Below are 20,194 nucleotides of genomic sequence, written 5' to 3' on the forward strand. Positions count from 1 at the left end.
TTGTGCGTCCAGACGGATGCACGTTCGCTCCAGGCCGCCTTCCTTCAATCGCCCGATTTCCAGACGATTGCAAGGCAGTGAGATATTGCTATCGAACGAGGATGCTGCACTATCGAACGAGGATGTTGCGGAATTGCCATGGGTCGTTTTCGTCGAGGTCTTCCGGGAACAGCCCAGGACGGTTGTCGAGCGGCGTCCAGTCGGTGTAGTAGCCCTTGATCGGCCCGAGATAGGGCGACTGCACTTCCAGGCAGCGCCTGTAATCCATCTCGTCCGCCTCGACGATGCCGGCGTCGGGGTTTCCCAGCGCCCAGACCATGCCCGCCAGCACTGCCGACGTGACCTGCATGCCGGTGGCGTTCTGATAAGGCGCCAGCTTGCGCGCCTCCGCCAGCGACAGCTGCGAGCCGTACCAATAGGCGTTCTTGTCGTGGCCGTAGAGCAGCACGCCGAGCTCGTCGACACCGTCGACGAGTTCGTTTTCATCGAGCACGTGATGCACCGGCTGGGCCTTGCCGGCGGCGCCGAACATCTCGTGCAGCGACAGCACGGCGTCGTTGCAGGGATGGTAGGCATAGTGACAGGTCGGGCGATATTGGACCTTGCCCTTCTTGCCGCGCAGGGTGAAGAAGTCGGCGATCGAGATCGACTCGTTGTGCGTCACCAGGAAGCCATATTGCGGGCCCGGCGTCGGGCACCAGCTGCGCACGCGCGTGTTGGCGCCCGGCTGCTCCAGATAGATTGCGGCCTTCGAGCCATGCTTGTGCTTCTTGCCGTTCTTCGGCATCCATTTCTCATGCGTGCCCCAGCCGAGCTCGGCTGGTTGCAGCCCTTCTGAGATGAAGCCTTCGACGGACCAGGTATTCCAGAACACGTTCATCGGCTTCGGCTTCTTGGTGCGCTGCGTGTCGCGCTCGGCGATGTGGATACCCTTGACGCCGGCCTTCTTCATCAGCCTGGCCCAGCCGTCGCGATCGTGCTGCGCGGGCTCCGAGAACTCGAGGCCAAGATCGGTGGCGAGGTTGACCAGCGCCTGCTTGACGAACCACGAGACCATGCCTGGGTTGGCGCCGCAGGTGGAGATTGCGGTCGCCCCGCCGGGGTGCGCGCGCTTTTCTTCGAGCATGGATTCGCGCAGCGCATAATTGGTGCGGCTGCCAGGGTCGGCCTTGGTGTCGAAATAGAAGCCGAGCCATGGCTCGACGACGGTGTCGATATAAAGCACACCTAGCTTGCGACAGAGCCGCATCAGATCCACCGAGCCGGTGTCGACCGACAGGTTGACGCAAAAGCCCTGGCCACCACCTTTGGTCAGCAGCGGCGTCAAAAGCTTCTTATAGTTCTTGCTGGTCACCGCATCCTGCATGAAGGTGATGTCGCGCTCGTCGAGCAGCTTGCGATCGGTATCGAGTGGGTCGATGACCGTCATGCGCGACTTGTCGAATTTGAAATGGCGCTCGATCAGCGGCAGCGTTCCCCGTCCGATCGAGCCGAAGCCGATCATCACGACAGGGCCGGTGATCTCACCGTAAACGGGCCAGTTTTCATTCGCCATTTTATCGATTACTCCCTCAAACAGGCTGAAAAGCAGGGCAGACAGACGCAAAGCGGAGCATTTTTTTGCCCGACCGCCACGCGCTACAACCACAGATCATTGTCATAAACCAGCGAAAAGCCGCGAGCTACGCCGCATTCGTCATGTGGTTAAGGAGGGGACGACCAGCCGCTGACGGTCGGCCATCATTCCCCGTGATCGAGTTTGGCCCTTGTAGTCGAGTTGGGCGAAGTCGAGCGCAGCAATGGCGCGGCGAAAGATGCAGCGAGCACCAGCTCTCGTCGATGGTTCCCGATCTCGGTCACATTCCGGTGACACTCGGTAAGCGCAACAGCTTCGGTCGAGAGGCCGAACACCCTGCGGATATCCAATCCATTCACCCTCGCCGCAAATCGTGCGAGGTCACATCGGCGATTGCCTTGTTGACCCGGATCGTCTCGATTTTCTCGCCGGGACGCATTATGCCGATCACCGTTTCGATGTCGGGACAGCCATCTTTGCGGCATGCCAGCTCCGTGACGGACACGACGATATCGTCATCGAGCCCGCAAGTCCTGCGAACCCAGACCTTGATCAGTCTGGTCTTCTCCGGAAGGACAAGGCCGCGCGGGGCGAGTGGGTTCGCGAGACGGTTCATATACACTCCCGTTCCGAAGACGAAGGCGCTCGGGCAGACTAATGGGATAAAGGACGCGCGCTGCCGTCGGCCTTGCCGAACCTATGCATTCAGCGCCGCTAGGGAGTCCATTTCGACACGGCATTTGAGGAAGCCGTCTTCAATCAGGTCCTTAGGCAGGTTGCGGCCGATAAATACCAGGCGGCTGACGCGCTTCTCCCCCTCTTTCCAGGGGCGCTGGTGGTCGCCTTCGAGCAGCATGTGGACGGCCTGAACGACAAAGCGGTGTTCATCGCCCTTGAACGCCAGGATGCCTTTCATGCGCAGCATGTCGATGCCGAATTTCTGTGTGATCATCTGGATCCACGGCAAGAACTTGCGCGGATCGATCGAAGCTTCCGTGACGAGAGAGAAGCTGGTGACGTGATCGTCATGCACATGGGCGTGGGCCGCGTCGAGAAAGTCCGGCTCGACTTCGAGGACACGGTTCAGATCGAACGCGTCGCGATCCAGAACCTCGTCGAGTGGAACGACGCAACGTATGGAATGCTTGATCGCAGCCGTCGGGTTGATCCTGCGAATGCGCGCCTCCACTGCCTTGAGTTCGGTCGGCGCCACCAGGTCGGTCTTGTTCAGTATGACGATATCGGCGAAGGCGAGTTGCTCCTGCGCCTCGTGCGCATGATCCAGTTCGCCGATGAGATGCTTGGCATCGGTGACGGTGATGATCGCGTCGAGTTTCGTCTTCTGCCTCACATCGTCGTCGACGAAGAAGGTCTGGGCGACGGGGGCGGGATCAGCAAGGCCGGTCGTCTCGATCAGAATGGCGTCGAAACGGTCTCTGCGCTGCATCAAGCTCTCAATGATACGGATCAGGTCGCCGCGCACCGTGCAGCAGATGCAGCCGTTGTTCATCTCGAAGACTTCTTCGTCGGTATCGACGATGAGGTCGTTGTCGATGCCAATCTCGCCAAACTCGTTGACGATCACGGCGTATCGCTTGCCGTGCTGTTCGGACAGGATGCGGTTGAGCAGCGTCGTCTTGCCGGCGCCAAGGTAACCGGTAAGAACTGTGACGGGCGTTTTCTGGGAGGCTTCAAGCGGCATGGTCGTCTCCGAATGTTGGTTTGCGGATTTCAGCTGGGTCAGGCGCCAGCCAACTGGATCGCCCGTAAACGGAAGGCCGGCGTCTGTTCAATGCGCGCAAGCCTCGCATAGACCCGAAAGCTCCACCGTGGCCGAGTTGGTTTGGAAGCCCTGCCGTCGGGCAATCCGGCGCAGCACCCGCTCCAATGCCGGGTCATGAACTTCACTTGCCCGCCCGCAATTCGCGCAGATTGCAAAGGCGGCGCGCCCATGGGTGCCGCATTCGCTGTGGACGCAGAGCGCAAACGCGCTCAGGCTCTCGATCCGGTGAACCAGGCCCTGCTCGACGAGCCGACCCAAAGCGCGATAGATCTGTAGCGGTGAGCGGAGCCCTTGCTGGCGAAGAAGTCCAAGCAGTTCATAGGCCCCCATCGGCCTCTCGGAGCGCGCCAGGGCGTCGAGTACCAGTTGCTGGTTGCGTCCGGGCATCCGCTGTTCCCCCGTATTCCAGGCAGTTTGTTCCAGGCAGTTTGAGCACAATCGCCAGCGTCAGTAATAGTATAACATTTTGAATTGACGAGCGTGATAACATAACATAACGGATCGTCAAGAGCGGGGCTGACTTTGATGGCTCCCGCGGAGATGGATCGAATGGCTGCCCGTGTGATCTTTCAAGACCTGACGCTTCAAGACCTGACGCTGGGCCACAACAGCGCGCCTCGATGGGGAACGGCCCGGCGATCATTGTCGGCGGGCACGAACCACTTTGCCTTCTATTTCTGCCGGACGCGCGGCTGCTCGCCACGCGTCCGGCGCATCTGCCACAGAACCGCTTGAACAAAGGAGTCGATCGAATGTCCAGGACGCTGAAGCTCGCCGCCGTGATAGGCGCCATAACATCGTTGCCAATGGCTCCGTCGGTGGCTGCTGCCGAGAACCTCAAGGTGGTCGCCAGTTTCTCGATCATCGCCGATTTCGCCAAGAATGTCGGCGGCGATCGTGTCGACATCGTCACGCTGGTCGGCCCGAATGGCGACGCCCATGTTTACGAACCGAAACCGGCCGACGCGGCAACCGTCGGTTCGGCCGACGTGGTGCTGGTCAACGGCCTCCAGTTCGAGGGTTTCCTCCAGCGTCTCGTCGAGGCGAGCGCCACGAAGGCGCCGATCGTGGAATTATCCAAAGGTGGCGAGGTGTTGCGCAACAGCGAGGAAGAAGGTCACCACGACCAGGAAAAAGCCGCCGAGGGCGGGGGAGGGCACGCCGCGGCGGAAGAGGGCCATGAGGAAGGGCACCATCATCACGGCGAGTACGATCCCCATGCATGGCAGTCCGTGCACAATGCCGAACTCTATGTGAAGAACATCGCCGACGCCTTCTGTGCCGCCGATGCAGCCGGCTGTGACACTTATCGGGCCAATGCCGAATCATACGGCCAGCAGCTCGACGCACTGGAAGCGGAGATCAAAGCTGCCGTAGCTGAGATCCCCGAGGACAAGCGCACGATCATCACCTCCCACGATGCCTTTGGCTATTTCGAACACGAATACGGCATAAAATTCCTGGCACCGGAGGGCGTCTCCACCGAATCCGAGGCGTCAGCCTCCGACGTCGCGGCCCTGATCAAACAGATCAGGCAAGACAAAGCTTCGGCAATCTTCGTGGAGAACGTCACCAATCCGCGCCTGATCGAGCAGATCGCCAGCGAGACGGGCCTGAAAGTCGGCGGTGAGCTCTACTCCGACGCCCTGTCGGACAAGGACGGTTCGGCTGCGACCTATCTCGAGATGATGCGGCACAACATCACGACGATCAAAGGCGCGATCCTCGGAAGCTGACCGCCAGCCCTGTGATGGAAAGGCGGAGCAATCCGCCTCTTCGTCGACCACCAAGAGTTATGTAATAACATTCAAGGAGGATACCGTGAGGACAAATTCGGCCACGGCCATCGCGCTGCTTGTGTCCCTTTCAACAAGTGCTGCCCGTGCCGAGGAGGTGACCGCATGGCGCCTCTTCATCTCGGATCACGCGGACCCGAAGGTGACCGTGATCGATGCGATCGATGGCGAAAAGCTCGACACCTTCGAGATCAAAGGGCCAGCGTCTCTCCATCGCAGCGAAAGCGGCAGGACCGTGTTTGCCGTGCAGGGCACGGCCGGGGTCGTTACCGGGATCGCGAGCGGCATTTCCTTCGAGGACCACGGCGAGCATGGCGACATCGACGTCGAAGCGCCAAAACTTGCCGGCATCGAGATCACAGGCAAGAAGCCGTCGCATTTCGTCGAGCATAACGGAGACTTCGCCGCTTTTTTCGACGGCGAAGGTGTCGCCCGCATCATCGACGAGAAGTCGGTCCTGGAAGGCAAGCCGGATTTCAGGGAAGTGAAGACGGACGCGCCGCAGCACGGCGTCGCAGTCGCCTATGGCTCGCATGTCCTGCTGTCGGAGCCGAACCGGGAGAAGCCGGACGAGCTCCCGGTCGGCATCAGGGTCGCTGACAAAACCGGCGCGCCGATCGGCGGCATCCACGCCTGCCCAGACCTCCACGGCGAGGCGTCTTCCGGCGACATCCTGGCTTTCGCTTGCGCGACCGGCCTGCTTGTCGTCAGCCATGGCGACGGCAGCCCGGCGGTCCGTCACCTGCCCTACGCCGACAGCCTGCCGGAAGGCAAAACGACGACGCTGATCGGCGGCAGAGGCCTGCAATATTTCCTCGGCAACTACGGCGTCGACAAGGTTGTGCTGATCGATCCGACGATCGAGAGCGATGCATTCCGGCTGATCAGCCTGCCAACGCGCCGCGTGCATTTCGCGGTCGACCCTGTTCGTGCCAAGTTCGCCTACGTCTTCACCGAGGACGGGCAGCTTCACCAGCTCGACGTGGTGAAGGGGGAGATCGCAAACTCGCTCAAGCTGACCGACCCCTATTCGATGGACGGTCACTGGAGCGATCCGAGGCCGCGTGTCGCGGTCGCCGGCGACAGGATCGTGGTCACTGATCCCCTGCAAGGCGTGCTGCATCTCGTTGACGCGACGTCGTTCGAGAAAACCGGCGACATTGCCGTCGAAGGCAAGCCCTTCAACGTCGTTTCCGTCGGCGGCTCCGGTCAGACCCACGAAGGCGAATAGTCGCTCCTCCCAAGCGGCTGCCACGCGTCCGGCCCATTCTTCTCGGGCCGGACGCATCTTTTACAACTTAAGGTAGCGCAACCAAAGATAGTGTCGTCCGGTGGCTCCGATTGCGTTTCAACCCAGCCGCGCCGGGATCAGTCCGCGCAGTGAATTGCCGACGAACAGCGCTTTGGCCGACTTCAGATCGTCCAGGCTGAAGATCGCTTCGCGGGCGCGGCCTTCATCCAGCAATTCGCCGCGCAAGACGCCAGGCAGCAGGCCGCAATCGAGCCGCGGCGTTGCCAGCACGCCATCGCCGAAATCGGCAAACAGATTGGTGATCGTGCCCTCACAGATCTCGCCACGCTCGTTGGCCAGGAGAACCTCGTCGGCCCGGCTGATCAGATATTCGGCGCGCGCCCGCTGATAGATGTCTCGGCGGCTCGTCTTGTGGCGCAGCAGCGTGTCGCTTGATTGAAGCCGCACCCGCGCCAGTTGCAGCCTCCAGGCCTTGTCGGCTGCGTGCGGCTCATAGGGCAGCGCCGAGACCGTCACCTTGCCGCTGCGCGACAGGACCAGGCGTGTGCGCAAGGCGATGTCAGGCCGGTCGACGGCGTTCCTGAGCATCTCGCCGACCTTCTGCGGATCGCAGGCAAAACCCAGTTCGGCCGCCGAGCCATAAAGGCGTGCCAAATGGCGGTCGAAACGCAGAAAGCCCTGGCCCGGCTGCCAGCGCATGGTTTCGATCAGCTCGAAATCGGCGGTGTTCCCGTCGCGTAGCGCGCTTTCAGCAGGCACTCTTGATACTCCTCCTCGGCCGTCGAATCGAAGACGACGCCGCCGCCGACATTGTAGACCGCCTCGCCGTTGGAAAAGAGCGATATGGTGCGGATCGCCACCGAAAAGCGCATCGTGCCGCCGGGCGCGATCCAGCCGATGGCGCCGCAATAGACGTCGCGCGGCGTGCCTTCCAGATCGTGCAGGATTTCCATGGCGCGGATTTTCGGGGCGCCGGTGATCGATCCGCATGGAAACAGCGCAGCGAATATCCGGCGGATGGTGAGGTCGGGCAACAGCTTGGCCCGCACGCGGCTCACCATCTGGTGCACGGTCGGGTAGCTCTCGATGCGGAAAAGCTCCGGCACCTCCAGCGTGCCGACTTCGCTGATCAGCGAAATGTCGTTGCGCAGCAGATCGACGATCATCCGGTTCTCAGCCTGGTTCTTCTCGTCATTGAGCAAGAACGCCTTCAGCCGCTTGTCCTCCGCCTTGGTCGCGCCGCGCGGGGCGGTGCCCTTCATCGGATGCGTCTCGATCATGCCTGCGGCGTCGATCTCGAAGAACAGTTCCGGCGAGCGCGACAAGACCACCGGATCGCCGAGCGCGATCAGCGCGCCGTATTTCACCGGCTGGCGCTCCGTCAGCGCATCGAAGGCGGCCAGCGGATCGCCCGACCACTGCGCATGAACCGGAAAGGTCAGATTGCCCTGATAGCAATCACCCTTGCGAATGTGATTGTGGAGCCGCGCAAAGCGTTTTGCGTAATCTTCTGAGGACCAGGCGGCCCTGGCGTTGAAGATCGGGCCGTTGGTCGCCGGCGCGTTGCCGGGCAGGACCGGCTGTTCGACAGGCGGCGCGTCGAAGATCCCCAGGCAGACGAGCGGGGCGCGGCGTCCGCCCGGCAGCAGCGGAACGAGCTTAGGCTCGAGCAGGTAGCCGGCCTCGTAGGAGAAATAGCCGGCCAGCCATTTGCCGGCGTCATGCGCGGCCTGCGCAGTGTCCAGCGCCGGCAGGAAATCCGCCGCCTCATGCGCCACGATGATGTCGGCCGGCCGGTCGAAGACGAGCTGATGGGCGCGCTCGTCATTTCGAAAAATTGCAGAGGGCAGGGGCATGGGACTCGGATGCTGCGATCGATGACGCCAGCTATCGCTCTATATGGCGGCTCGATCGCGCGCAATCGAGAGACCGGCGTCTCAAGACGTAAACGCAGCTTGTGAAAAAGCAAACCGGCGGCACCTCGCTGACGTCGCCGGTCTCGTATATGTGCTCGATGCCGGCAGGCAATTCAGGTGTTGCTGCCGGTCCCCGCGGTCGGAAAGCGGCGCGCGAATTCCTCCTCATCGCCGGCGGCAAGCAGTTTCGCCTGCTCGATCCAGCGCTCACGCTCGATGCGGCCGTCGAAGTTCAACGTCTCCTCGATCCGCTTGACGTCGTCGGCCGTCCAGGCGGCGATTTGCGCATAGGTCGTCACTCCGAGCCCGTGGAGCAGTCGCTCGTTGGCCGGACCGATGCCGATCAGGCGGCGCAGATTGCTGGCTTCGCCCACCGCCGCCTTTGTTGTCGCGGCTTTCTTTGCCGCTGGCGCAGCACTCTTTGGTGCAGCCTTCGATGCGGGAGGTGTTGGCGCACTTGCCGGCGACGCGCCCGTTTTCGACGCACTTGCTTTCGACGCACTCGCTTTCGACGCACTGGCCTTCGGCGCGGCTGCCGCCTTCGCGGCCGCCGGTTTCTTGGACGTGGTCTTTGCTGGCCCAGTCTTGGCGGGCGTCGTCTTTGCTGGCCCTGACTTTGCTGGCCCGGTCTTGGCGGGCGTCGTGTTGGCCGGCGCGGATGTCGCCATCAATGCTGACGGTGCCGGGATTGCCGCCTTTGTCGCACCGGTCTTGCTGCCTTGTGCCTCGCCCAACTGGCGCTCCAGGTCGGCGCGGGCGCCGCGACATGCTTCCAGCTCACGGGTCAGACGGTCGGTGTCGGCGCGCAGCCTGTTTCGCTCGCTGCGGGTGCGGTCCATGTCACCGCGCAGGCTATCGCGCTCGCCACGCGGGCGTCCCCAGGCGAACCAGCCAACCAACATACCTGCCAGGAACGCCAGGAGCATGTAGAAAAAAGTGCTCATTGTCTCTCCTCCAGTCCAATCCATCTGCCGGCTGTCGCAATCGTCGGAAGCGCGTGAACCGACCGAAGATTTGGCCTAAGCCCCGCGCCCGACTGAGCTTGAGCCGGGACGCTATCATACAGCTTCCGGAAATCTAACGGGAAAATCCAACAAAGAGTTATTCAAGAACAGATATTTCCAGAAAGAATAGAATGGCCTCAATATGCATTGCGGCTAAACTGTTCTGTCGAACCTCGATGTTCAGCGCTGTGCGTCAATTGTCCAAAGCTTCGAGCTCGTCGATCAGCCCGCCGATCACGCCAAGTCCGATCTGCCAGAAGGCAGGATCGGTGGCATCGAGACCGAAGGGTGCCAGGAGCTCGGAATGATGCTTGGTGCCGCCGGCGCGCAGCATGGTAAAATATTTGTCCTGAAAGCCACGCTCGGCATTCTGATAGACCGCATAGAGCGAATTCACCAGGCAGTCGCCGAACGCATAGGCGTACACGTAGAAAGGCGAATGGATGAAGTGTGGAATATAGCTCCAGAAGACCTCGTAACCCTCGCGCAGCTTGATCGCCGGCCCGAGGCTTTCCGCCTGCACCTCCAGCCAGAACTCGCCGAGCCTGTCGGATGTCAACTCGCCGTTTTTGCGCTCGGCATGCACCTTGCGCTCGAACTCGTAGAATGCGATCTGGCGCACGACCGTGTTGATCATGTCCTCGACCTTCTGGGCAAGCATGGCCTTGCGCTCGCGCTTGTCGGCGGTCTGGTCCAGCAGCGAGCGGAAGGTCAGCATCTCGCCGAAGACGGACGCCGTCTCGGCCAGCGTGAGCGGCGTCGAGGCCATCAGCGCGCCCTGGCCTGCGGCGAGCACCTGATGCACGCCGTGGCCGAGCTCATGCGCCAGCGTCATCACGTCGCGCGGCTTGCCCATGTAGTTGAGCAGAACATAGGGATGCGCCGACGGCACGGTTGGATGCGCGAAGGCGCCCGGCGACTTGCCAGGCCTTACCGGAGCGTCGATCCAGTTGCGGTCGAAGAAAACCCGGGCAATCTCCGCCATGTCAGGTGAAAATCGCTGGTAGGCGGAAAGCACCGTGTCCTTGGCCTCGTCCCAGCCGATGATCGCTTGCGGGGTCTCCGGCAACGGCGCGTTGCGGTCCCAGTGGTTCATCACTTCCATGCCGAGCCAGCGCGCCTTCATCGCGTAGTAGCGGTGTGACAGGCGCGGGTAAGCGTCACGAACGGCTGAGGCCAGTGCATCCACCACGCTGCGCTCGACCCGGTTGGCGAGATGACGCGAATCGGCGATGTCCTCGAAGCCGCGCCAGCGGTCGGAAATCTCCTTGTCCTTGGCCAGCGTGTTGGTGATCAGCGTGAACGTGCGCAGATTCTTGCGGAAGGTTGCGGCCAGCGCTTCAGAAGCCTGGCGGCGCACCTCGCCATCGGCGTGCTGGAGGCGGTTCAGCGCCGGCTCCAGAGTCACCTCTTCGCCGTCGATGTCGAAGCGCAGATCGGTCATCGTCTCGTCGAACAAGCGGTTCCAGGCGCCGCGTCCGGTAATCGACTTCTCATGGAGAAGCTGCTCGACCCGGTCTTCGAGCTGGTAGGGTTTGTCCTTGCGCAAATCAAGCACCCACGGCCGGTAGTGAGCGAAGGCGGGATCGGCAGCAAGCGCGGTTTCGATCGCGGCATCGTCGACAAGATTCAGTTCGAGCGCGAAAAACAGAAGATGCGCGCTGGCGTCGGTCATCTTCTCCTGAATGTCGCCATAGAGCTTGGCGCGCTGCGGATCCGCGGTGTTGCCGGCATAGATCAGTCCGGCATAGGAGACGATCCGGCCGATCAGTTCCTCCAGCGCCTCATAGGCGGCAAGCGCCTCGCCCAGCCTGCCGCTGCCGGCGCGCTCCGCCTCGGCGGCGAGCGTGCCTTTCCAGCGGCTCTCGAAGCTGATGGCATCGGCGATCGCCTTGGAAATGTCGCGTTTCAGCTCGGGGGCGTCCATGCCCGAATAGAGATCGGCGAGATCCCATTCCGGCAGATCACCAAGCTCCGCCGCGCCCTGACCGGACGCCGCCGCCTCACGCTGCCGACCAAAAACCATGCTCATTGCCGATACTTTCCAGATTGCAAGCGGTCAGCCCAAAGATTCAAAGGGCCAAAGATTCAAGGGGATGAGAAAGCCGGTCAAATCCTAAGCAATTCGTTCACCGGGTTTTTTGAAAGGTTATTTAGAACCCTGTGCCAGGATGATCCATAGGGTGGATTCCCCATTGGGTGGGATAGTGGGTGGGCATATTGGGCGAGCATCGTTGAACCAGTCATGACAGGTTCCATACTCATAGTCGATGACGATCCCGTGCAGCGCAGGCTGCTCGAGGCGGCGGTGACGAAATTCGGCCACAGCGCAATCATCACGGATGGCGGCGAGGCCGGTCTCGACGCGCTCGACGGGCCCAATGCGCGCAGCGTGTCGGTGGTCATCCTCGACCTCGTCATGCCGGGCCTCGACGGCATCGGCGTGCTGAAGGCGATGCGTGAGCGCGGCATCCAGATTCCGGTCATCGTGCAAACCGCGCAGGGTGGTATCGAGACCGTCGTTTCGGCCATGCGTCACGGTGCTTTCGATTTCGTCGTCAAGCCGGCGTCTCCCGACAGGCTGCAGGCATCGATCGGCAATGCGCTGAAAGTCGAGGCGGTCGAGGGGGAAGTGAAGCGCACGTCGCGACGGCGCGGCGGCCACCTGACCTTCAAGGACATGATTACGCACAGCCCGGCGATGGACCGGGTGATCCGTCTCGGCCAGAAGGCGGCCGCCTCCAACATCCCGATTCTTATCGAAGGCGAATCCGGTGTCGGCAAGGAGCTGGTGGCGCGCGCCATCCAGGGCAGCGGCGATCGCCGCTCAAAACCGTTCGTTACCGTCAATTGCGGCGCCATCCCCGACAATCTGGTCGAATCGATCCTGTTCGGCCACGAGAAGGGCTCGTTCACCGGCGCCACCGAAAAACACACCGGCAAGTTCGTCGAGGCGCATTCGGGCACGCTCTTCCTCGACGAAATCGGCGACCTGCCGCTCGACGTGCAGGTCAAGCTGCTGCGCGCCGTGCAGGACGGTGAGGTCGATCCGGTCGGAGGGCGGTCGACCGTCAGCGTCGACATCAGGCTGATCTCGGCGACACACCGCAATCTTCTGCAGCAGGTCAAGGACGGCAAGTTCCGCGAGGATCTGTTCTACCGCCTGAACGTCTATCCGATCTTCGTGCCGCCGCTGCGCGACCGTCGCGACGACATTCCGTATTTGGTCGAGCATTTTCTGGACAAGGTTGCGCCCACCGATCCACGTCATCGCCTGCACGGCATTTCGGCTGCGGCGCTCGCCATGCTGCAGGCCTACGACTGGCCGGGAAATATCCGCCAGCTTGAAAACGCCGTCTTCCGGGCCTCGGTGCTTTGCGAAGGCGATGTGCTTACCGAAGAGGAGTTTCCGCAGATCCGGGCGCAGGTCGAGGGCACCGTCAACCTCGATGCGCATGGCGTGTTGCCCGCGTCGCCTTTGGTCGCAGAGCCGCTTGGCGAGGACGCGCACGCCAATAACGGCATCGCTGCAGCCGAGCTCGATCCGCCAGCCAGGCCGGAGTCTCGCTTCGGCACGCTGCGGGCGCTGGACGAACGCGGCAATGTGCGGGCGCTGGCCGATGTCGAACTTGAAATGATCAAGCTCGCCATCGACCATTATAATGGCCAGATGAGCGAAGTTGCCCGCCGCCTCGGCATCGGCCGCTCGACGCTGTACAGGAAGCTCAAGGAATACGGCATCGATCCGGAAACAGGCCGTATCGACCGGCTTGCTTCCTGACAAGGCCAGTTCTTCCTGACAAGGCCAGTCCTTCCTGACAAGGCAAGCCCGGACCAGCTTGCCAGCCTGGCATCAGAACGGTTGCCAGTCGTCGATTGGGCGTGACGCGCGTCACCAGTGACGCGCTTGTCGGCAGTGTTCACGCATTGAGGCGGTTGGTAACGGATCGTGTTCCACGCAAAGCCCGAAACATGATCTAAACCAGCAGTTTACCAAGAAACCCCGTGCAATATTTTTGACGGGATATCGCCACGGTATTACCGCATTTCGGCTTCAATAAGCGATGATTAACCATTAGGATCGATATTCGGATTCGAACACCACCGCATCCGTTGGTCAAATCCGGGGACAAACGGCAGCCTGCAAGGCCTTTTGATTTGAACAAAGTCGAACGACACACAAACGGGCGGCACGATCACATGAGCGCCTGGCCGAGATGGCTGGCAGCGGTGATTTTCGCCTTGGGCTTCCTTACAGCGGCTGCGACTGGCGCCAGCGCCCAGACACGTTCGCTGAAACTCTACAACCTGCACACCAAGGAGAAGGCGGAGATCGTCTTCAAGCGCGGCGGCCGCTACGACCAGGCGGGTCTGAAAAAGATCAACGTCATCCTGCGCGACTGGCGCCGCAACGAGCCGACCAAGATGGATCCGCGCCTGCTCGACCTGGTCTGGGAGGCTTACCGGCAGAGCGGCGCCACCGACTACATCCAGGTCGTGTGTGGTTATCGCTCGTCATCGACGAACTCGATGCTGCGCAGTCGCAGCAGGGGCGTCGCCAAGAAAAGCCAGCATACGCTCGGCAGGGCCATGGACTTCTACATTCCTGGCGTGCCGCTGAAGAAACTGCGCGACATCGGTCTGCGGATGCAGGGCGGCGGCGTCGGGTATTATCCGAGGTCCGGCTCGCCCTTCGTCCACATGGATGTCGGCAATGTGCGGCACTGGCCTGGCATCAGCCGCCAGGAACTGGCGCGCGTGTTCCCCAACGGCAAGACGCTGCATGTGCCGAGCGACGGCAAGCCGCTGCCCGGCTATTCACAGGCGCTCGCCTCCTACAAGGCGCGCAAGGGCGCCGGCGCTCCCGCCATCGAAATGGCCAGCGCAGGCGGCGGCGCCAAAAGATCCGGCGGTCTGCTGGCGGCTTTCTTCGGCGGCGGTGAAGACGAGGCCGATGACAGCGCCGATGTGGCAGTCGCGCCAACGCCGAAGTCAACCGTGAAGCCGGCGAACGTGAAGCTGGCGACCGCAAAGCCGGCGCCGGCCGCCAGGAACAGCAAGCTTCCGGGCATTGCCATCGTGTCGCCTGAGAATGCGAAGCGCGCCGAGATTCCGCAAATCGCCGATGCGCCTGCTGCGGAACCGGAGGAGGGCACGCCGGAAACGATCATCGCGGCGCTGCCGGCGCGCAGCGTGCCGCTGCCTGATTTCGCCCCGCGTCCGAAGGCCGATGTCGCTCAGCCGCCTGAAAACGTTCCGTTCGGCGTGGCGGATGCCACCGCCACCACAGAACAGGCGGTGACGACCGCGCAAGCGCCGGCAAACGCTCCCTTAGGCACGGCCAAACCGTCCGTCGTCGCCAATGCGGTGCAGGTTGCGGCCAACAACATTCCGTTGCCAACCTGGCGTCCCAATCACTCGCTGCCGGCCGACCTTGCAGCGGCCGACCTTGCGCCGCAGGACAAGGCTGTGCTTCTGGCGCTGGCGGATACGGCCGGGGACGGCAAGACCGCTACTGATGTGTTCTCGGTGCTACCGTCGGCTCGGCCCGATCTGGCCCAGCATGACTTGGCCCAGCATGACTTGGCGCGGGCTGACTTGGCCCAGCCCGAGCTGGTCCAGCCTGACCGGGTCCAGCCTGCCGCGGTCCAGTCTGACGCGGTCAAAGCAGTGCTCGAACGGGTCAGCGCAACCGACGAATACCAGGTCGCTTCGCTCTCCCAGCCAAGCTCGGTCTTCGGTGAGCCGGCCAAGGGCAACGCCGCATCGCCGCGCGATGCTGTCTTTGCCCGCCCGGCTGGCTCCGATCCGGCCGCGGCGATCGGCACCGGTGTGAAGACCACCCGCAAGGCAGCGAGGGCAACCGCCCGCGACCTGAAGCCTGGTCCCAAGTCCGTGGTGGTCGCCGCCGAACCGAAGGCGGCGCGCTGGGCATTGAACAGCGGCGAGAATGTCGCCACCGTCTCCAGCGCAACGACGGCACCGCGCTACGCCTATAATATCGTGCACACGCCGCCAACCGAAGTCTATACCGTGGGCTTCCAGGCGGACGATCAGCTGGCCGACGCCAACCGGTTCACCGGCAATGCCGTCAAGTTCCTGTCGGTCGCCCGCTTCAGGACCGAGTAGCGGATCGACCAACCAACAAAAAGCCGCGCCGGTAACCCGCGCGGCTTTTTTTATGATGTGGTTATCGCAAAACCGCTGCGCGCCACTCGGGTCAGGCCGGTCGGGCCGATCGGCAGCGACCGTCGACAATTCCTCGCAGCCAATTTCAGTGACAAATCGCAAGCCTGTAGGATTGGCCGAGACATCCCTCCCTTCGTCATCCTAGGGTCTGCGCCGCGTCGCTCCGCTCCTTGCTTGCCCTGGGATGACGAAGGCGTGGTGGGATGTAACCGCCAGCGTTGGACTCCTAGGGCGCGATCACAGCCTCCTTCAGGCGCAGTCAAAGAACCAAATCCTTTGTGCAGAGGAACTATCGCCCGAGCTTGCTCGCGGCCCGCGCCAGGGCTTCGATTTCGTCCCATTTGCCGGCCTTGACCAAATCGTCCGGCGCCACCCAGGAGCCGCCGACGCAGATGACGTTGGGCAGGCGCAGATAGTCGCCGGCGTTCTTGTCGGTGATGCCGCCGGTCGGGCAGAATTTGACATCGGCGAGCGGCGAGGCGAATGCCTTGAGCGAGGCGATGCCGCCCGACTGTTCTGCCGGGAAGAACTTCAGGAAGCGCAGGCCTGCCTCGCGGGCGGCCATGATCTCACCGGGTGTGATGGCGCCGGGCAGCAGAGGGACGTCGCTGTCCTTCGCCGCCGCCAGAAGCTCGCGGGTGATGCCGGGGCTGACGATGAACTTCGATCCGGCGGCCGCCGCCTCGCCGAACTGGCTGATGTCCAGAATGGTGCCGGCGCCGACGATGGCGTCTTCCACCTCGTTTGCCACGAGCCGGATCGCCTTGAGCGCATCAGCGGTGCGCAGCGTGATCTCGATCGCCGGCAGGCCGCCGCGCGCCAGCGCGCGCGCCAGTGGCACGGCGTCAGTGAGGTTGGCGATCTTCAGCACCGGGATAACCGGTTGGCCGTTGAGGAGCGACAGGAGCTTTTCGGTCTTGCTGGGCATTTGTCGTCTCTCCGGTATTGATCCGTTCAATCGGTTAGCAGAAGGCCGTTTTTCTGTCCACGAAGCGAAGCGTGTCGTGATGTCACGCGCTGCCCACAAGTCCGTCAGACCGGCCGCCAAAGCCACCAGGGAGAAGCTGCTCCGCGCGTCGGCCTTGAATCGGCTTTCATGAGCGTTTAGTGGCTTCGGCGATGACATTGCCCAATCAACCCCTGCGCGTTGCCGCGCTCTACAGGTTTGCCCGGCTCGACGACTTTGAGGCGTTGCGCGCGCCGCTCGCAGCCTTTTGCTGCGGACGCGGTATCAAGGGCACGCTGCTGCTGGCGCATGAGGGCATCAACGGCACGGTCGCCGGCAGCGAAGCTGACATTGCTGCCCTCATCGATCATCTCGAATCCATCGAGGGTCTCGCCGGTCTCGAGGTCAAGTACAGCAGCGCCGCGCAGATGCCGTTTCACCGCATGAAGGTGCGGCTGAAGCGCGAGATCGTCACCATGGGCGTTAGCGACCTCGATCCGGCGGCAAGCGCCGGCACCTATGTCGCACCGGCCGACTGGAACGCGCTGATATCGGATGTGGACACGATCGTCATCGACACGCGCAACGCCTACGAAGTATCGATCGGCACTTTCAAGGGAGCGGTCGACCCTGCGACAACGAGCTTTCGCGAATTCCCGGCCTGGGTCGAGCAGCACCGGGCCGAACTCGTCGGCCGGAAGGTGGCCATGTTCTGCACCGGCGGCATACGCTGCGAGAAGGCAACGGCCTATGCGAAGTCGCTCGGCTTAGAGGATGTGTTCCATCTCAAGGGCGGTATCCTGAAATATCTCGAAGAGGTGCCCGCCGAGCAAAGCCTCTGGCAGGGCGAGTGCTTCGTCTTCGACGAGCGCGTCTCGGTGTCGCACGGCCTGGTCGAGGGTGAGGCCGAACTTTGCCGCGCCTGCCGGCATCCGCTGACCGGGCCGGACCTGCTGTCGTCGAAATACGCCGCCGGCATCTCATGCCCGCACTGCTACGATGCCCGTTCCGACGAGGATCGCGCCCGCTACGCCGAGCGCCAGCGCCAGGTCGAGCTTGCAGAAGCGCAAGGCAGGGCTCCGCACATCGGACGTTGAAGCGCGTCGCGGCTGAATGGATTCATGCGACCCGCCTTGAGTTATTGTTTTTATGACCCACAAACTGGACGCTGACACGTTGGATCTACGCATCGTGCTTTCCGAAAGTTGGTTTCGATTTTCGGCCCAATGCGTTGGCCAAGGCAGATCCTGCCATCTCGTTTGTGCCATCACCGGCAAAGCGCCCATCCGTCATTGTAATGTCCATATGTGGGGCCTACCTGTTCAACGTCCGAAAACCTGCCCGGCGCTTTCGGCCGGCCAATTCTGGAGGCATTGATGTTCGATCCCAAGAAGCTCCTCAACGATCTGCTCGGCTCGCAGATTCCCGGAACCGGGTCGACCGTGCGCGGCAAAGGGGGTCAGGCGGTGCAGATGGCCAAGGACAATCCGCTGGCCGCTGGCGCGCTGGCCGCGGTGCTGCTGGGAACCGGCGCTGGCCGTCAGGTCACCGGCACGGCGGTGAAGCTCGGCGGCCTGGCCGTGGTCGGCGGCCTCGCCTACAAGGCCTACCAGAACTACAAGAACGGCAAGGCGCCGGCTGAAACGCAAGTTGCCGGTGAACCGGAATTGCTGCCGCCGCCCGCCGACACCAGCTTTCATCCCTCGCAAGCGCCGCAAGGCGAGGACGAATTCACGCTGACGCTGGTGCGCGCGATGATTTCGGCGGCAAAGGCCGACGGCCATATCGACGACGAGGAACGGCAAAAGATCGCCGGCAAGCTCAGCCTCGCGGGCATCGACTCCGACGCGGAGAAATTCCTGTTGTCGGAACTGGAAAGGCCGCTCGATCTGGATACGCTGGTTGCAGGCGCCAAAACCGACGCCCAGAAGCTCGAGCTCTACACCGCCTCGCGCCTCGCCATCGATCCGAATACACGTGCCGAACGCGGCTATCTCGATCTGCTCGCCGGCCGCCTCAGCTTGCCCGATGCCCTGCTCGACCATGTCGAGGCGACGGTGTCGGCGGCAAAAGTGCCGGCGCCAAATGTGCCGGAATCAGCGGTGCCGGAGTCATCGGGCAAGGCAACCGCCAGTTCGCGCTGGTAGGCTTTAGGGCCGCGCAGAGCGGCAATCTGACGTACTTGCGCGTTAATACCTCGTTTACCCAGGAAGCGCATGATTTTAAGCAGTCGGATCGGCTTTCCTCCTCCCAAGCCGGTTCAGATCAGGGCGGCCGCCAATGGCCGCCCTTTTTGACGAAGCCGGTTAGCGCGTCACCCGAAATCGGAATCGATTTTTGGGAGCGATCATGCGCAAATTCAAAATTGCTCAAAACCATGGTGCTATAGCGTCCTTGCGGGCATGCGGCGCTGCAGGAGGACAGTTATGACAGACTACAAAACAGCCATCGTCACCGGTGCCGGCACGGGTATTGGCAAGAGCGTCGCCACGGCGCTGCTCAGGTCTGGCTGGAACACGGTGTTCTGCGGACGCCGCAAGCCGGTGCTGGACCAGGCGATCGCTGAGGCCGGATCGACACAAGCCAAGGCGCTGGCGGTCGCCTGCGACATCAGCAGGGCCGACCAGGTCGACGATCTGTTCGAGACGGTGGCGGCGGCTTTCGGCCGTGTCGACCTGCTCTTCAACAATGCCGGCACGGGCTACAAGTCGACTTTGATCGACGAGATCCCCGTCGAGGTGTGGAACGACATTGTCGGGGTCAATCTCACCGGCTCGTTCCTGTGCGCCCGCGCCGCCTTCGGCGCCATGCGCAGGCAGAGGCCGATGGGCGGCCGCATCATCAACAATGGCTCGGTGTCTGCCTACGCGCCGCGCCCGGGCTCAGTGCCCTACACCGCGACCAAGCACGCCATTACCGGGCTGACCAAGACGCTGGCGCTGGACGGCCGGCCTTATGACATCGCCTGCGGCCAGATCGACATCGGCAACGCCTTGACCGACATGGCGCAGGCGATGACGGTCGGCGTGCCGCAAGCCAATGGCTCCATCGCCGCCGAAGCGGTGATGGATGTCCAGCATGTCGCCGACGCCGTCGTCCATATGGCCAGCCTGCCGCTCGACGCCAATGTGCTGTTCATGACCGTGATGGCGACGAAGATGCCGTATGTCGGGCGAGGGTGAGCGGCCGGTTCGCGTAAGCGGAATTCATCGTGCCAGTGGGCACGATGAAAGGCCAACGAACGCCGGGACACTGCGCAGCAGCGGGGACCCGGCCGGGCGGTGCTCGATTTTCGCTAGGACTGGGTGACTGAAAGCGGCACGCCGGGAAGATACAGCGAAATAGGGCGGATTTCGTAGACGGCGGTCGGATTGACGCGGCGAAAGTCGCGCGCAATCGCGATTGCGGCGTCGCGCGTGGCGCAGTCGACGACGTAGAGCCCCAGCAATTGCTCCTTGGTCTCGGCGAAAGGGCCGTCGATGACCATTCCGTCCCCCGGCCCGCGCAAGGTACACGCGTCTTGTGTCGCTCCGAGCCGCGCTGCCGGGCCGAGGCTGCCGTCCCGGTAAAGCCGTTCGTGGATCTGGAGCAGGTCGGTCATCAGCGCCGCATCCTCTTCCGGCGTCAGCGCCGTGATGGCTCCTTCCACGTGGTAGGCGAGAATTGCGTAGAACATCTGACGTCACCCTTTCTCCGGCGATGAACAAGAACCGATGATCTGCATAGCATATC

General features: G+C 62.6%; 17 protein-coding genes. 7 read left to right on the forward strand and 10 right to left on the reverse strand.

The features are described 5' to 3' along the window. Window positions 1-109: 109 nt before the first annotated feature. The 4 genes from JG739_RS08525 to JG739_RS08540 form a co-directional block, all read right to left on the reverse strand. The gene (locus tag JG739_RS08525) at window positions 110-1,555 is read right to left on the reverse strand and encodes a homospermidine synthase (RefSeq protein WP_202366079.1); all 1,446 of its coding nucleotides are present in this window, start codon (window positions 1,553-1,555) and stop codon (window positions 110-112) included. Between the two features lie 376 nt (window positions 1,556-1,931). Next, window positions 1,932-2,192, reverse strand: coding sequence for a nitrate reductase (locus tag JG739_RS08530; protein WP_202366080.1), 261 nt, complete (start codon window positions 2,190-2,192; stop codon window positions 1,932-1,934). Window positions 2,193-2,273: 81 nt separating this feature from the next. Continuing rightward, window positions 2,274-3,278 (reverse strand): CobW family GTP-binding protein, encoded by a 1,005-nt coding sequence (locus JG739_RS08535; protein WP_202366081.1) that lies wholly within the window; start codon window positions 3,276-3,278, stop codon window positions 2,274-2,276. 87 nt (window positions 3,279-3,365) lie between these two features. Next, window positions 3,366-3,746, reverse strand: coding sequence for a Fur family transcriptional regulator (locus JG739_RS08540; protein WP_202366082.1), 381 nt, complete (start codon window positions 3,744-3,746; stop codon window positions 3,366-3,368). 365 nt (window positions 3,747-4,111) lie between these two features. On the opposite strand from JG739_RS08540, the gene aztC reads away from it, so the two are divergent. Together aztC and aztD are read left to right on the forward strand one after the other, a co-directional pair. After that, window positions 4,112-5,095 (forward strand): zinc ABC transporter substrate-binding protein AztC, encoded by a 984-nt coding sequence (gene aztC / locus JG739_RS08545; protein WP_202366083.1) that lies wholly within the window; start codon window positions 4,112-4,114, stop codon window positions 5,093-5,095. A gap of 85 nt (window positions 5,096-5,180) precedes the next feature. After that, complete coding sequence (gene aztD / locus JG739_RS08550) at window positions 5,181-6,386, forward strand: zinc metallochaperone AztD (RefSeq protein ID WP_244749746.1); 1,206 nt, start codon at window positions 5,181-5,183, stop codon at window positions 6,384-6,386. Window positions 6,387-6,503: 117 nt separating this feature from the next. On the opposite strand, the gene JG739_RS08555 is transcribed toward aztD, so the two are convergent. The 4 genes from JG739_RS08555 to JG739_RS08570 all read right to left on the reverse strand — a co-directional run bounded on the left by JG739_RS08555 (window position 6,504) and on the right by JG739_RS08570 (window position 11,359). Next, window positions 6,504-7,166, reverse strand: coding sequence for an aminotransferase class IV family protein (locus JG739_RS08555; protein WP_202366084.1), 663 nt, complete (start codon window positions 7,164-7,166; stop codon window positions 6,504-6,506). Continuing rightward, window positions 7,115-8,263, reverse strand: coding sequence for an aminodeoxychorismate synthase component I (locus JG739_RS08560; protein ID WP_202366085.1), 1,149 nt, complete (start codon window positions 8,261-8,263; stop codon window positions 7,115-7,117). Before JG739_RS08560 ends, JG739_RS08555 begins: the two co-directional genes overlap by 52 nt. 173 nt (window positions 8,264-8,436) lie before the next feature. Further along, a complete protein-coding gene (locus JG739_RS08565) occupies window positions 8,437-9,267 on the reverse strand; it encodes a proton-conducting membrane transporter (protein WP_202366086.1) in 831 nt (276 codons plus the stop codon). A gap of 253 nt (window positions 9,268-9,520) precedes the next feature. Further along, on the reverse strand, window positions 9,521-11,359 hold the full coding sequence (locus JG739_RS08570; protein WP_202366087.1) for a M3 family oligoendopeptidase: 1,839 nt from the start codon (window positions 11,357-11,359) through the stop codon (window positions 9,521-9,523). A gap of 213 nt (window positions 11,360-11,572) precedes the next feature. Here JG739_RS08570 and JG739_RS08575 point away from each other — a divergent pair, with 213 nt between their 5' ends. Further along, complete coding sequence (locus JG739_RS08575; RefSeq protein ID WP_202366088.1) at window positions 11,573-13,108, forward strand: sigma-54-dependent transcriptional regulator; 1,536 nt, start codon at window positions 11,573-11,575, stop codon at window positions 13,106-13,108. A gap of 419 nt (window positions 13,109-13,527) precedes the next feature. Next, window positions 13,528-15,456: a DUF882 domain-containing protein gene (locus JG739_RS08580; protein WP_202366089.1), complete on the forward strand. Its 1,929-nt coding sequence runs from the start codon at window positions 13,528-13,530 to the stop codon at window positions 15,454-15,456. Between the two features lie 349 nt (window positions 15,457-15,805). Here the strand turns inward: JG739_RS08580 and JG739_RS08585 are convergent, their stop codons facing one another. Continuing rightward, the gene (locus JG739_RS08585) at window positions 15,806-16,444 is read right to left on the reverse strand and encodes a 2-dehydro-3-deoxy-phosphogluconate aldolase (RefSeq protein ID WP_202366090.1); all 639 of its coding nucleotides are present in this window, start codon (window positions 16,442-16,444) and stop codon (window positions 15,806-15,808) included. A 191-nt stretch (window positions 16,445-16,635) separates the two neighbouring features. On the opposite strand from JG739_RS08585, the gene trhO reads away from it, so the two are divergent. The 3 genes from trhO to JG739_RS08600 all read left to right on the forward strand — a co-directional run bounded on the left by trhO (window position 16,636) and on the right by JG739_RS08600 (window position 19,644). Next, a complete protein-coding gene (trhO, locus tag JG739_RS08590; protein ID WP_202366091.1) occupies window positions 16,636-17,559 on the forward strand; it encodes an oxygen-dependent tRNA uridine(34) hydroxylase TrhO in 924 nt (307 codons plus the stop codon). A gap of 279 nt (window positions 17,560-17,838) precedes the next feature. After that, window positions 17,839-18,609 (forward strand): tellurite resistance TerB family protein, encoded by a 771-nt coding sequence (locus JG739_RS08595; protein ID WP_202366092.1) that lies wholly within the window; start codon window positions 17,839-17,841, stop codon window positions 18,607-18,609. A gap of 279 nt (window positions 18,610-18,888) precedes the next feature. After that, window positions 18,889-19,644, forward strand: coding sequence for an SDR family oxidoreductase (locus JG739_RS08600; RefSeq protein ID WP_202366093.1), 756 nt, complete (start codon window positions 18,889-18,891; stop codon window positions 19,642-19,644). Between the two features lie 113 nt (window positions 19,645-19,757). Here the strand turns inward: JG739_RS08600 and JG739_RS08605 are convergent, their stop codons facing one another. Continuing rightward, window positions 19,758-20,138, reverse strand: a complete 381-nt coding sequence (locus tag JG739_RS08605) for a YciI family protein (RefSeq protein ID WP_202366094.1) — start codon at window positions 20,136-20,138, stop codon at window positions 19,758-19,760. Window positions 20,139-20,194: the final 56 nt, after the last annotated feature.

It is taken from the genome of Mesorhizobium sp. L-2-11, from assembly GCF_016756595.1.
Classification (GTDB): Bacteria; Pseudomonadota; Alphaproteobacteria; order Rhizobiales; family Rhizobiaceae; genus Mesorhizobium.